Here is a 13305-nt window from a genome sequence, read left to right on the forward strand (position 1 = left end):
TTGGCGTTGCAGCCTTCGTCACAGCAGCGCCGTCCGGTGCGCCGAATCTGCTGCCGGTAGATGTTTGCTGACGCCGCACTGGCGCGTGCCGACCGCCCCCGCATCGGCTCGCATGGTCGTGCTCAGCGGGCGGCCAAAGCCACCGCGGGCAGGCCAAAGCGAGCGCTGCTAAGTTTGCACGGTAGCGATGGGCGGCACGGCGGAGATACTGGACGGGTACTGGTCCGCATCCGGCGCCGGCGGTGAGCCGTGGCGCTTATCACTAGCCCAGGACGCACCCCACCAGCGCCGACCGATCGCCCGGCACCCGAGGAGCCCATGAACGAGCGCGACGAATTCCTGCGGGACCGTCTGCAGCCGCCGCCCGGTACGGCGGCGGCGCGCCCGCCCGGCCCCCCGCCCGGGAGTGTGCCGCCTGCGCCGCAGCCTCCTGTCGGCCAGCGCCTCACACCGCGGCCACCGTCGGGGACCCCGGCGCGCCCGCCGGCGCCTCCGCAGCGTCCGCCCGCTCCGTCCCAACAGCCCGCCGTCGCCGCGCCCGCTTTCCCGCGGCCGCCCGCGAGGCCGGCTCCACAGGAGGCCCCCGCACCCGCCGCTGCGGTACCGCCGATCACCGCAACGCCGGCGCGGTCCACCAGCCCCGTCGGCGCAACACCCGACCGCGGTTGGCGACGCATCCTCCGGCTCATCACTTTTGGTCTGGTCAAGCTGGGTCCGTCATCCGCGCAACAGCAGGACGCCCAATTCGAGGCGGCGATCCGGGCCCGCCTGCTCGGCAACTACAAGGTGGGCATCCTGGGCAAGGGTGGCGTCGGAAAAACGTCGGTGGCCGCCAGTGTGGGCTCGCTGTTCGCCGAACTCCGAAGGCAGGACCACGTCGTGGCGATCGACGCCGACACCGCCTTCGGCCGACTCAGCAGCCGGATCGACCCGCGGTCGTCCGGATCGTTCTGGGAACTCACCGCCGACAAGAACCTGGAGTCTTTCAGCGATGTGGTCGCCCGGGTGGGGCGCAACTCCGCCGGCCTGCACGTGCTCGGTGGTGAACCGGCGGCCGGGCCGCGCCGGGTGCTCGACCCCGCGATCTACCGGGAGGCCGCGTTACGCCTCGACCGTCATTTCGCGATCTCGGTCATCGACTGCGGTTCCACGATGGACGCGCCGGTCACCCAGGAGGTGCTGCGCGATTTGGACGCGCTGATCGTGGTTTCCTCGCCGTGGGCGGACGGGGCGAATGCCGCCGCCAGGACCATGGAGTGGCTGGCAGATCAGGGCTTCGACACACTGCTGCGGAACAGCGTCGTCGTGCTCAACGATTCAGATGGCCACGCCGACAAGCGCACCCGGGCGTTGCTGGCCCGCGAGTTCATCGATCACGGCCGGCCGGTGATCGAAGTGCCCTTCGACCCCCACCTGCGGCCGGGCGGTGTCATCGATGTGAGCCGCGAAATGGCGTCGGCGACGCGGCGGAAATTCCTCGAGGTCACGGCGACGATCGCGGGCTATTTCGTGGCCCGTCACGACGACCAGCCGGGCTAGCCTCGTTCGGCCGGATTTCCCATCCGCGCGGCCGGGTCCGCGATCGCCTCGATCTTGGCCACGCGGGACCCGCGGATCGTCAGGACAATGACGGCGAACAGCCGGCGATCGGTGAATGCCAACAGCACCGGTTGCCCGACGGGGCCGCTGACCAACGTCACGTCCGGCCACAGGTAGCGCAGCAGGTTGGTGGCCACCGCGTCCGGCCCGTGGTTGATCTGCTGCGGCGGGGGCGGGTCGGCGAGGATCGTGCCCACGCCCCACACCGTCGGGTCCAGCACGGCGGCCAACGCCGCAACGTCGCCGTTGGCGCATGCGGTGATGAACTTCTCGGTGACCAGCTGGTGCTCGGCCGTCCCCACCTCGTTGATTTTGGGTTGCGCGGCAACGAATTTCGCCCGCGCTCTCCGCGCCAGTTGACGGCAGGTGCCCACCGGGCGGCCCACGGTTTCGGAGATCGATTCGAACGGGACGCCGAACACGTCGTGCAGCACGAAGGCGACCCGTTCCCCGGGACTGAGCCTGCGCAGCACTTCGAGCAACGCGGCGCGGATCTCGTCGTCGAGGGTGACCCGGTCGGCAGGGTCGGAGCGGTGCGGCGCCGGCCGCTCCTGGACCTCGCCCGGTCGTTCGTAGCGGGCGCGTGCCGAGCGGACCTGGTCGAGGCAGAGCCGGCTCGCCACCACCGTCAGCCAACCTCGGACGTCATCGATCTCGCCGACGTCGGCCCGCGAGAGCCGCAAAAATGCCTCCTGCGCAACGTCTTCGGCGTCACCGACGTCGCCGAGCATTTGGTAGGCGAGGTTGACAAGATACGGTCGGTGACGACGCCAGGCCTCGGCGACCTGGTCGCCCGCTGGCTGCGACTGGTTCATGACTCTTCGACGATCCGCTGCGACAAAAAGTTACAGGTTTTCCACGTGTAACTTTCCCACCTTTCGCCCCGTCCTTGGAACACCGCAGAAAATTCCGAGAAAGGGGCCTTCCCATGACCATTGTGATAACCGGAGCGACCGGCAACGTCGGACGCCCTCTCGTCGCCGCCCTTGCCGCCGCGGGGGCGCCGGTGCGCGCGGTGACCCGTGCGCCGGAGACGGCCGGGTTTCCGTCCGGCGTCGAACCGGTCGGGTCGGCGACCGCGGCGCTGCCCGGCGCGTCGGCGGTGTTCCTCAATTCCCGGGCGCTGGGTGAGGACCTGCAGCGGGTGGTAACCGAGTGCGTGCGCGCCGGGGTGAGGAAGCTGGTTGCGCTCTCGGCGATCAACGCCGACGACGACTTCTCCCGGCAGCCGTCCCGCTTCCGCGGGGACCGCAACAAGGAGGTCGAACAGCTCGCCGTCGACTCCGGCCTGGCCTGGGTGAGCCTGCGGCCGACGGTATTCGCGACGAACTTCGCCGGCATGTGGTCACCGCAGATCCGCGCGGGCGACGTGGTTTTTGGGCCGTACGCCGCGGCTTCGACGGCACCCATCGTCGAGACCGACATTGCGGAGGTGGCAGCGCGGGCGTTGCTCACCGATGAGCTTGTCGGGCAGCGGATCCCGCTGACCGGTCCGCAGGCTTTCACCAACTCGGAGCTGGTCGAGGCCATCGGCGCCGTGTTGGATCGGCCGCTGCAGTACCGCGAAATCCCGAATACCGCGGTGCGCCAACGATTCCTCGCGTTGGGCTTCACCGCCGACTTCGCGGATGCCTACATCGCCATGCTGGCCGCGACACTCGATGCACCCGCGCTGGTCACCCATGACGTGGAGAAGATCCTCGGCCGGCCGGCGCTCCCCTTCGGCCAGTGGGTCGCCGGGCATCGCGACGTTTTCGCCCGTGCGAGTTAGCAAAGGAGCCGCACATGTCCGAACCGCGTCCGCCGCGCTACCTCAAGCCGATGAACAGGGTGATGATGGCGGTCCAACGCCTCGGGATCCCCACCGGTCCCGCGATGGTGCTGACGGTCCCCGGCCGCAAGTCGGGCCGGCCTCGCAGCACCCCGATGACACCATTCAAGTTTCGGGGTGACCTCTATGTCGTGGCGGGTTATCCCGGCGCCGACTGGGCGGCCAACGCCCGGGCGGCAGGCACCGGCACGCTCAGCCGGGGACGGCGGTCACGGCAGGTCCGGATCGTCGAACTCTCCGCCCGAGAAGCGCGGCCGGTGCTGCGGGCGTTCCCCGCCCAGGTGCCCGTCGGTGTGGCGTTCGCGAAACGGTCGGGGATGGTGCGCGATGGGACGGCCGACGAATTCGAAGCGCTGGCGGGGCGACTCGCCGTCTTCCGCTTCGAACCGACGTAAGGGCAATCGCGGATCCCTGGCCGAGGCCTACCAGACGATGGCCGCCATGTCGCGGTTGTCTGAGCACACGCTGCGCACCGCGGCCTCGATGTCGGGCGCGGTGATGATCTGCAGATCCTCGACCGTCACCGTTTGGCCCGCACGCTTTTGCGCGACCACGCGAGTATCCCGAAACCCCTCGGCACGTTCGATGACGTTGCGGGCGAACCGGCCGTTCTGCATGGCATCGATGCCGTGCCGCCCGCCCGGCGTGGTGTAGTTGCGGATGGTCGTGGCCGCATCCAGGAATGCCTCCCGCGCGGCGTCGTCGAGCTTGCTGGCGCGCGGCGCCGCGTAGCGGTGTCCGATCTCGACGATCTCGGCCGGCGAATACGATTCGAACCGCAGCTTGCGGTTGAAGCGGCCGGCCAACCCCGGGTTCACGGTGAGGAACTCGTCCACCTGATCCTCGTAACCGGCGCCGATGAAACAGAAGTCGAAGCGGTGGGTTTCCAGCGCCACCAGGAGCTGATTGACGGCCTCCATGCCGATCATGTCGGGTGTGCCGTCCTGGTGCCGCTCGACCAAGGTATAGAACTCGTCCATGAAAATGATTTGGCCAAGCGACTTTTCGATCAACGCGTTGGTCTTGGGTCCCGACTCCCCGATGTAGTGGCCGCAGAAGTCCGACCGACGGACCTCCCGGATTTCGGGGTTGCGCACGATGCCCATGCCGGCGTAGATCTTGCCGAGCGCTTCGGCGGTGGTCGTCTTCCCGGTGCCGGGCGGGCCAACCAGCAGCATGTGGTTGGTCTGTCCCTCCACCGGCAGGCCATGCTCGAGGCGCATCATCCGCACTTCGAGCTGATCTTCGAGCGCCGACACGGCCTGCTTGACCGCGGCCAGTCCGACCTGCTTGGCCAGCAGTGCCCGGCCCTCGGCGAGCAACTCGGCGCGCCGCTCCGAGGTGGCGTCGTCGTCCAGCTCGTCACGGCTCTTGGCCGTCGACACGTCCCACCGATCGGTGCGGCTGGCGATCGTTTCCTCGTCGGTCACGACCAGGTGCAGGTTCGGGTCGGCCAACGCGGCCTTCGCGGCCTCGGTCAGGACGCCGTTGATGGTGGCCTTCGACAGCCAGACCTGGGCCTTGTCCTCCTCACGCAGTTGGCGGTGCACCATCCCGCGCACATACGCCAAATCGGCGACCAGCAGCGGGATATCGGCCGGCCCGATCGATGCGGTCAACACGTCGGCGTCGAAGCGGCCCGACGCGTTGGTCTGCCCGATCACGTCCACGCGGTCGAGCCAGTCAAGCGCGACCCGCCCCTGCCCCAGGTGCGCCGCGGCGTGAGCCGCCAGCGCGCAAATCGACGCCGTCACGGCCGACATGATGATCGCCTGAGGGGGAAGTTCGTCGGCGGCGGCCAACAATACGTCCGGCCAGCGCTGCGTCGTGTACATCAAGAACGCCCGGGCCAGCTGGTGCCACTGATAGTTGGCCCACGAATCGAGCAGGTCGCGATTGGACAGCAGCCTGTCGGCCTCGGCGTATTCGCCGGCGATGGTCAGCGCAGACGACAACGCCAACCCCACTTGCGATGCGTCGGTCACCGTGATTCCGATGTAGGGCCCCAGCTGGATCTCCGCGGCGAGCCTCTGCCCGATGCGGGTCGTTTCACGGTGCAGCCATTCGCTGGTGGCGTAGAGCCTCTTCAGCGAGGCGAGATCGTTGTCGCCACAGGCGATGCGGCCCAGCCACGCGTCGGCCATCGACGAATCGGCGTCGGTGGCCGCGACGAACTCCGGCAGCGCCGCCGCCCGGCCCTGCCTGCTCATGACCGCCATGGCCCGGTCGAAATGCCTACGGGCAGTTTGCAAATCACCCATCGCGTGTGCCTTAGAATCCTCGATGTTCTACATGACCGACATGGTGACCGGGTCGAGACTCACGTAGCGGTTCTCGGCGCGGAACATGTCCATCTCGACCAGCCAATCCTTCCCCGCCGCGCTGACCCGCACCGTCGCTGGGCCAACCTGCTCGATGATCACCTCGAAGTTGTGCCGGTGTCCCTCGGGCAGCCTCGTGCCGGACGGGGCGATGGTGATCACGGTCGCGGGGCGCGGGGTGGGTGAGATCGGCGCGGCGTGCTCCACGACGCTGACGGTGGTGCGCGGCGCGGGCCGCGCCGTGCTGACGACGCCGATCTCCGGCATCCGCACGCTGGCCCAGCGTGTCATGTCGCGGGTATGCACGCACACCCGCTCGCCCGTGCCGGCGGTGCGGATCACGATCCGCTTGGCGACCGGATCGTCGGCGGCAACGAAAACCCTTGACAGCTCGCCGGCATCGGTGACGGGGATCAGCAGGCGGTCTCCGTTGCTCAGTTTTCCGACCAGCACGCCCGAAGGGCCGATCTCGGTGAGCAGTTGCTCGGGCAGCGGGCTGGGCCGCAGTGCCCGCAGGTAGGGCCGCGGGCCGCACATGTTGGCCGCGGCGGCCGCGGCCTGTTCCCCGTTGAGCCGGCGCAAGATCACACTCGGCGGGGTGGGGGCCGGCGTCGGCGTGCGGACGGTGATCGTCGCGGTGCAGGTCGCATCGGGATACACGGTCACGTTCTGGATGACCTCGTCGGCGCGCAGTGTCCACGCCTGCGACAGCACGCGCGAGTCGATCGCGTCGGCCGGATACGCGTAGGTCGTCATCCAGCCCGCCTCACCGCGGATGGCCTTCCACCTCTGCGTCTCCCCCTCGACGGCGTCGCACCCCAGCCGCCGATCGAGCTCGGCCAGATCGGTGGCGGTGGCCACCTTCGCCCGCAGCCCCTGGCAACGCAGCAGGCCCGCGATGCGCTGCGCCGCCGAAATGGCCGCGGCGCCAACGGTGGTGCGCCAGCGGAGCGCTTGGGTGTTGTCGATGATGGACAGCCGCATGATCAACCAGGTTTCCCGGCGGCCCGCATACGGCGGGGTCCCGATCTCCGAGTCATACACCCGCGGGTAGTCCCCGATATTGCCGTGCCGGGACCCGAGTGAGACGACGCTGATCGAGTCGAGCTGTAGGCCCAGCGCCTGGTGCATCATCGGCACCAGTTCGACGACATCGATGACGTTGTCGGTATCGACGGTCACCGAACCCGTCACCAGGGTCGCTTGGTGCGCCCGGCCGAGCAGCTGCACCGCCACCACCGCGACATCGTCTTGCACGCGGACCCCACCGCCGGATCGGTTGTTGGCCACCGTGATCGGGGCGTTCCAGCGGATCGGGCGCCGGCCCCGCCGCCACAGCACCAGCCATGACCACGCCGGCTGACCCCACCAGCGGACGAACACCGCCGCGACCCCGACCGCCACGGCGATCGCCGCACCGACGTAGCCGCCCACCGCCCAACTCGCCGCCGCGAGTAAGAACACCACCCACACCCCGAGGACCCGCCGATTGCTACCCCGGCTGAACCCGGTCAGGGTGGAGCTCACCGCGCCCTCCTCAGCCGCGCCGCGATCGCGGCCACGAGCACACCGGCGGCCACCGCACCGATGAACCCGATGGCGATGTTGCGCGCCCGGTGGTCCGCCGGTGGGGGCGGCGGTGCCGGCCTGATGATGCGGCTCTGCGCGCCCGGCGGCATCCGGTCACCCGGCGGGATGTTGAACGTCAGTGCCGCAACGGGGTCGACCAACCCGTACCCGACCTTGTTGTCCACTCCCGCAGGCGGATTGTGCGCCGACTGCACGATCCTGTTGATCACCTGATGGGCGCTCAGGTCGGGGAACTTCGCCCGGACCAGCGCCGCGACGCCGCTGACGTAGGCGGCCGAGAAGCTGGTGCCCCAGAACGGCATGTTCTTCTCGCCGGGCCTCGACGGCGGGTACGCGTTCACCGGCCCACCACCCTGGGGCGAGAGACCCATGATGTGGGTGCCCGGCGCGGCCACACTCACCCATGGGCCCGACATGCTCTTGTCGAGCGCGGCGCCGGTGGCATCGACCGCACCGACCGACAGGACGTAGTCGGAAAACCACGACGGCGACGAGACAACCTTGACCTGATGCCAGTCACGCGGATCCGACGGTTCCAGCGGGTCGTACATCGGGTTGTTGTTGCAGCCGGCTTCCCCGTCGTTTCCGGCCGCGGCCACCACCACCGCGTCCTTGACGGTGGCGGCGTACCACAGCGCGGCGCCCAACGCCCGCTGGTCGGCGGGGGCCGCCGCCGGCAGGCAGGCGGTGACGGAAATGTTGATGATTTTCGCGCCCATGTTGGCCGCGTGCACCACCGCACGCGCCACCGTGTTGAGCGTGCCGGCTTTGACCTTCTCGTCGGAGTTGGGGTCCCCCGGCCCGGGGTTGACCGGCTCAAAAGCCCTGGAGGACTGGCGAATTGAGATGATGGTCGCGTGCGGGGCCACGCCCACCACCCCATCGGGCGCTCCCGGTGGGGGCGGGGGCACCGCGGGTTCGTCCTCGGTCTGCGGATCCGCCGGGCCGTTGGAGCTGGCGGTGGCGCCGCCTCCCTCGGGCGGCGGAGGCGGCGGGGGTGGCGGCGGCGGAATCACCTGGGTGATGGTCACCGGTGGGGGAGGCGGCGGTGGCGCGACCGGCGGCGGGACCTCGACCGGCGGCGGTGGGGCGCCGTTGGCCGGTGGGGGTCCGGCCGGCGGAGGGAACGCCGGTGTCGACGGCATGGGCCGCGGCATGGGCAGAGTCCCTTGCGGCGCAGCGGCGATGATCGAGCCCACGATGGTGCCGTGCGCGTCGCAATCCGACAGGCCGTCCTCACCCATGATGTAGTCACCACCGGGCACGGCCGGCAGCCGCGGGTTGGGCGAAATGCCGGTGTCGATGACCGCCACCGGTACACCGTTGCCGGTGCTGTATTGCCAGGCCTTGCTGATGTTGAGCAGGTTGAAGCCCGGCGCCAGCTGCCCCACATCGGGATTGCGCACAGTGATGGGCGTCGAGCAGCTGTTGGCGCGCCGCATCGGTTGGTCTGGCTTGGGCGGCCCGTCCGGGGGCACCAGTCCGGGATCCACCTGCGGGGGCGTAATAGCCTGCGCGGCGGGAACATTCGCGGATAGCGCGACGAGGGCCACGGCGGCAGTCACCGCCGCGACCCTCTTTAGTGGCGAATCCACGTGAACAGCCCTCCCAGGGCCGCCGCCGCGGGCAGCAGGACGATGAACGCCAACACTTCCACCCATTCCACGGTCAACCGGATGAAGGGCCTGAACCGCACCGTCGGCACAAGAAGTGCCGCGGCCAGACCGCACGCCGCGAAGGCGGCGATGGCCACCGCGGGCCAAAGCAGGCCGCTCACAACGTCTTTCGGTTCGTAAATGGCGTATTTGACCACTCCGGCGCATACCGCGGCCGCGGCCCCGCAGGCGAGCGCGACGGCCTGGTACTTGGCAGCGAATCCGCGGCCCTGGGTGATGAAGATGCCCACCACCAGTCCCGCGACCACCAGCGCCAACCACGCCCAGGGACGCCCCGGCGTCAGCACCCCCCATACGGCGGCGGGCAGGACGATCGACACCCCGACACACACACCGACCTGCACCGCGTTGACCAGCCGCGCCGAGGCGGCGATCGCTGCGCCGCGCGCGGTGATGTCGGTCAATTCGTTGTCCTCGTCCTCGGATTCGTCCTCGCTGACCGGGGAGACCGTGTCGACGGGCATGCCCTCGCGGCGCGCGAACAGGTCGCGTCCGGTGATCGATCCGAAGTGAGGCGGCCGCACCCGAGCCACCCACAGCGCAATCAGGGGGGTCATCCTGACCAAGATCAGCAATCCGACCAGCACGCAGACGGCCAGTACCTGCGCCGAGGCCGGCCGGAACATCCGGACGACGGCGACGGCGGCGAGGATTCCGCTCACCGTCACCACCGCGGTGACGGCCGCGGTCTGCCACCGCTTGCGTGTCATCACGCCGATGGCGATGGCACCCAGGATCACGATCACGAGGCCGATCACCCCGTGCGCCGCCCCCAGCGTGCCCGGGGGCGCGCATGCGCCCGCGACGGCCAGCAACACCACGGCCAGCCAACCGAATCCGCTGAACAGGTCGCGCCGCTCCCGCCAGCCCCACCAGACGACGGCGGCCCCGACCACCAGCAAGGCCCCGACGGCGCCGGACACCGCGGCCGGGACGGGGTTGTCGGTGAATGTGCGGGCCCGCAACGTCAGCGCCACCACCACCCCGACCGCCATCGCGATGATCGCGACCGCGGTGTGCGCGGCCGTCAGCGGCGTTACCGGGGCGAACATCCGGTCACCGCCGTCGCGGCCCAGCCACTTGCCCATGGCCGCCAAGCCGGTCGACAACGACTCGTACTGCGGTTCAAAGGATTCGCCGGCCACTCGGGGCACCAGCACCAGGGTGTCCCCGTCCTGCACGCCCAGCTCGTCCAGGCTCTTGTTGATGTCCAGCCGGACACCGTTGATCTTGTGCAGTTCGTAGCTGCCCGCCGGCAGCGTAATGCCGTCGAAACCCTTGCGCTTCAGGTCCGCGTCGAAGAGCTCGACCATTCCCTCGAAGAATCCCTCCACCGGAATTCCGGCCGGGAACACTTGGGAGCAGAGATGCTTCTCGTAGGAAATATTGACCGCACAGCGCGCCGGGAAAGCGACCTTATGCGCTGATGTCACGGCGCCGTCCGCTCCGCATCCGGAATGTATTTGTCGGCCAGGCCGGCGGTGATTTCAAAAAGCCGCAACCGCGTCTTTTTCTTTAATTCATGAACCGTGTCGATGAGCCCGCCTTTGGCCAGGTGCGGATCGAACGGCATCTCTTCGACGGTCGCGCCGACCTTGCTGAAGCGCTCGGTCAAGTACGCCAGCGCATCCTTGTCGGCGATCTGATCGGTGTGGTTGATGATCACGGTGCTGCGCGAGACCAGCTCGTGGTAGCCCTGCGAGCGCAGATAGTCCACGGCCCGCAGCACCGGCCGGGACCGGTCCGCGGTTATCCCGGAGACGAACACGAGCGTGTCGGTGTTCTCCAAAACCGGCTTCATCACCTCGTGTTCCAGATCAGGCGAGGTGTCGACGATCATCACCGTGTGGGTTCGCCGCAGCCGCGACAAGACCCCCGAGAACATCGCCGGCACCAGCGGCCGGGGCTGGTCCGACGTGCGATTTCCGGCCAGCACGTCGAGTCCGATCGGGTTCTGCCCCAAGTGTTCACGGATGTCCGCGTAGCCCTGGACGTCGGTGTCGTTGATGATGGCGGTGTAGTCGCCGGGCGGCGACTCATCGATGCGGTCGGCCAGCGTGCCGAAGCCCGGGACCGCGTCAATCGCAATCACGTTCTGCGGGCGGCATTCTCGGAACACCCCACCGATGCAGGCGACCATCGTCGAAACGCCGACCCCGCCCTTACCGGACACCACCGTGATGACGTACTGGCGCCGGATGTGGCGCCGGATGCGGTTCTGCAAGTCCCGGTAGTGCCGCTCACTGGGCGATTCACCCGGGTTTATTTTCTTAAAAGAGATGACGTAGACGAATTTCCGCCAACCCGAGCCCGGAGGAATCTTTCGAGGCGCGGCCAGATCGGTAATGCGCATGGTGTCCGACACCGAATCCGGGAAGTTGCGGCCCCCTGACGGATCCCCCCGTCTGAGCGCCCCTTCGTCCGACATATTCGGGTCATTCCAAGGGCTTGTCACGTCGCGATGCTAACACGCTCGGCGATACCGCGTTTACCGATCAAGAAACCCTTCAAGAGCGTAAGGGGTTGCTATTCCACGGCATTGGTTAACTGACTTATCTTGCGTCAGTTGAGAAATCGTCCTCCTCCTCAGACCACCCGCCGATACGAGTACCACTCGTCGCCGGCGGGCAAGCGGCGGATGAGCCGCTGCACGGCGCCACTGATGTCGCTGCGCGAACCGGGCGAGACGATCTGGTAGCGCCGCTGCCCCGAGATGACGCACTCGATGCAGACGCGGCCCGACGGGGTGTCGACGATGGACACCGACGAATCGCCGACCGCCACGCGCGCCAATTCGTCCGGCCCGACACCGGCCTGCAGCGCGACGATGGACGCACGCGCCGAGCGCGCCGGGTCGGCGGCCGCGAGCACGAGCTGCAATTGATCGGCGTCGAGGCGCTGGGCGAGCAGAAAGGTCCGCAGACTGGCCGAATCGCGCACCGACGAGAGCAATTGTTCGGTGTCCAGGGTGACCGGCCGCAACGGCGCCGCCTCCGCCACACCGCACAACCGCTCTACCTGCCCGACCACGAGCTCGCTGGCCCCACCCTCGTCGCTGGCGGTACCGGCCGGGTACATGCGGATCAGCTCGCCGTGGCGTTCCAGCACCACCCACCAGCTGGCAAAGCGGCAGATAGACACCCGCGTCGGTTCGCGTCCGGGCACGTCGATGTTGACCATCAACGCCAAGTCCCGCCGCAACAGCACGGTGAGCCATTCGCGGATCATCGGGTCGACATTGTCGGCCTCGTCAAGGGCGCCGGCAGTCCTCAACTCGGCCGCGATCGGGTGGCTCAGCGCCCGCTCGGGGGTGTCGAGCCTCGGCAGCAACGGCCGCAACCCCAGTTCGGGGCAGGTCTGCTCCACCCCGGCCACCGCCTGCAACACCCACAGGCCATCGAGCGTCGTAGTCAGCATGTCACTTCGCTTTCCAAGCAGCGCCCATCAACCGGCGGCCCAGACACCGAAGGGGGGCACATGCGTCGCTCACGCATCTGCCCCGCCTTCAATCGTGGCGGTGAACCGATCTCAGCCGAACAAGTTGCCGATGTTCTGGTCGGTCGCGAGCGCGTTGTCCAGCACGTGCGAGGTCGTCGTCCCGTGCTGGCTCACGGTGTCGATCAACCCCTGCAGCCCGGACAGCATCTGCGCTTGCGCCTCGAAGAATTGCTTCGCACCATGACCGGCGAAGAATTCTGTCAGCTGGTTGGTCCGGTTCGAGGTGTCGTCATAGATTCCCTGCAGCTGGCCGGCGCGGGAGCCGATGTCGGAGGCGAAATCGGCTACGGCGCCCGGGTTATAAGTGATCGGGTTGGACATTTGCGAGCTTCCTTTCAAAAGACCATTAGTGAAATTAAGAGTGAGTGGGCCGGTTAGGAGCCGTGGCCGCCGAATAGCGCGCTGAAGGCGTGCGTGGAATCCGCCTCGTGGTGTTCCATCAAGGCCGCCGCCTGCTTGAGACCCTCGGCCAGGCGGGTTCCGCCCGACAGGACCTTGTTCAGGTCGTTCTGAATTTCGATGGCCGTCGCGTGTGACGCGGTGACCGCTTCACCGGACCAGGTCGACGGGTTCATCACGTTTTCGTGATTCGCGATGTAGCCCTGAGCGATTGCGATCGCGTGCTCCATGTTCGCCTGAATATGGTTGGAAGCGTCGCGTAGCACCTGCGACGATACTTGGATTGTTGAACTGTCCACTTGCGGTTTCTCCTAACTACTGCTGCCCTCCCCCGGGGAATTACCTGGGGCATGAAACGAAGTGTATGAGGGCTATTTGGAACTGTCGATTC

At 68.1% G+C, this 13305-nt stretch carries 12 protein-coding genes; 3 read left to right on the forward strand and 9 right to left on the reverse strand.

Going from position 1 to position 13305, the window contains the following annotated elements; genetic code table 11:
- Window positions 1–318: 318 nt before the first annotated feature.
- Window positions 319–1539: a MinD/ParA family protein gene (locus tag A5756_RS14900; RefSeq protein WP_197505780.1), complete on the forward strand. Its 1221-nt coding sequence runs from the start codon at window positions 319–321 to the stop codon at window positions 1537–1539.
- Here the strand turns inward: A5756_RS14900 and sigI are convergent.
- A complete protein-coding gene (gene sigI / locus A5756_RS14905) occupies window positions 1536–2414 on the reverse strand; it encodes an RNA polymerase sigma factor SigI (RefSeq protein ID WP_066953536.1) in 879 nt (292 codons plus the stop codon). The two genes, A5756_RS14900 and sigI, sit on opposite strands and share 4 nt — an antisense overlap.
- 113 nt (window positions 2415–2527) lie before the next feature.
- On the opposite strand from sigI, the gene A5756_RS14910 reads away from it, so the two are divergent.
- Both A5756_RS14910 and A5756_RS14915 read left to right on the forward strand, forming a co-directional pair.
- On the forward strand, window positions 2528–3370 hold the full coding sequence (locus tag A5756_RS14910; protein WP_066953538.1) for an NAD(P)H-binding protein: 843 nt from the start codon (window positions 2528–2530) through the stop codon (window positions 3368–3370).
- 14 nt (window positions 3371–3384) lie between these two features.
- Entirely contained in the window at window positions 3385–3825 is a 441-nt protein-coding gene (locus A5756_RS14915) for a nitroreductase family deazaflavin-dependent oxidoreductase (RefSeq protein WP_066953541.1), read from the forward strand.
- Window positions 3826–3852: 27 nt separating this feature from the next.
- Here the strand turns inward: A5756_RS14915 and eccA are convergent, their stop codons facing one another.
- The 8 genes from eccA to A5756_RS14955 all read right to left on the reverse strand — a co-directional run bounded on the left by eccA (window position 3853) and on the right by A5756_RS14955 (window position 13213).
- On the reverse strand, window positions 3853–5691 hold the full coding sequence (eccA, locus tag A5756_RS14920) for a type VII secretion AAA-ATPase EccA (RefSeq protein WP_066953546.1): 1839 nt from the start codon (window positions 5689–5691) through the stop codon (window positions 3853–3855).
- A gap of 27 nt (window positions 5692–5718) precedes the next feature.
- A complete protein-coding gene (gene eccE / locus A5756_RS14925) occupies window positions 5719–7278 on the reverse strand; it encodes a type VII secretion protein EccE (RefSeq protein WP_066953548.1) in 1560 nt (519 codons plus the stop codon).
- Window positions 7275–8936, reverse strand: coding sequence for a type VII secretion-associated serine protease mycosin (gene mycP, locus A5756_RS14930; RefSeq protein ID WP_066953550.1), 1662 nt, complete (start codon window positions 8934–8936; stop codon window positions 7275–7277). Before mycP ends, eccE begins: the two co-directional genes overlap by 4 nt.
- Window positions 8921–10450, reverse strand: a complete 1530-nt coding sequence (eccD, locus tag A5756_RS14935; RefSeq protein WP_082960039.1) for a type VII secretion integral membrane protein EccD — start codon at window positions 10448–10450, stop codon at window positions 8921–8923. The genes mycP and eccD overlap by 16 nt, the downstream gene beginning before the upstream one ends.
- On the reverse strand, window positions 10447–11472 hold the full coding sequence (locus tag A5756_RS14940; RefSeq protein WP_156659540.1) for a MinD/ParA family protein: 1026 nt from the start codon (window positions 11470–11472) through the stop codon (window positions 10447–10449). Before A5756_RS14940 ends, eccD begins: the two co-directional genes overlap by 4 nt.
- A gap of 131 nt (window positions 11473–11603) precedes the next feature.
- On the reverse strand, window positions 11604–12434 hold the full coding sequence (locus tag A5756_RS14945; RefSeq protein ID WP_066953552.1) for an ESX secretion-associated protein EspG: 831 nt from the start codon (window positions 12432–12434) through the stop codon (window positions 11604–11606).
- Between the two features lie 111 nt (window positions 12435–12545).
- Window positions 12546–12836: a WXG100 family type VII secretion target gene (locus A5756_RS14950; RefSeq protein WP_066953553.1), complete on the reverse strand. Its 291-nt coding sequence runs from the start codon at window positions 12834–12836 to the stop codon at window positions 12546–12548.
- A 53-nt stretch (window positions 12837–12889) separates the two neighbouring features.
- A complete protein-coding gene (locus A5756_RS14955) occupies window positions 12890–13213 on the reverse strand; it encodes a WXG100 family type VII secretion target (protein WP_066953556.1) in 324 nt (107 codons plus the stop codon).
- Between the last annotated feature and the right edge of the window lie 92 nt (window positions 13214–13305).

Source organism: Mycobacterium sp. 852002-53434_SCH5985345 (genome assembly GCF_001667155.1).
Lineage (GTDB): Bacteria > Actinomycetota > Actinomycetes > Mycobacteriales > Mycobacteriaceae > Mycobacterium.

Excerpts from the sequence above, each read along its gene's own strand:
- A5756_RS14900 (WP_197505780.1), top strand. The coding sequence starts at position 319 with ATGAACGAGCGCGACGAATTCCTGCGGGACCGTCTGCAGCCGCCGCCC.
- sigI (WP_066953536.1), bottom strand. The coding sequence starts at position 2,414 with ATGAACCAGTCGCAGCCAGCGGGCGACCAGGTCGCCGAGGCCTGGCGT.
- A5756_RS14910 (WP_066953538.1), top strand. The coding sequence starts at position 2,528 with ATGACCATTGTGATAACCGGAGCGACCGGCAACGTCGGACGCCCTCTC.
- A5756_RS14915 (WP_066953541.1), top strand. The coding sequence starts at position 3,385 with ATGTCCGAACCGCGTCCGCCGCGCTACCTCAAGCCGATGAACAGGGTG.
- eccA (WP_066953546.1), bottom strand. The coding sequence starts at position 5,691 with ATGGGTGATTTGCAAACTGCCCGTAGGCATTTCGACCGGGCCATGGCG.
- A5756_RS14945 (WP_066953552.1), bottom strand. The coding sequence starts at position 12,434 with ATGCTGACTACGACGCTCGATGGCCTGTGGGTGTTGCAGGCGGTGGCC.
- A5756_RS14950 (WP_066953553.1), bottom strand. The coding sequence starts at position 12,836 with ATGTCCAACCCGATCACTTATAACCCGGGCGCCGTAGCCGATTTCGCC.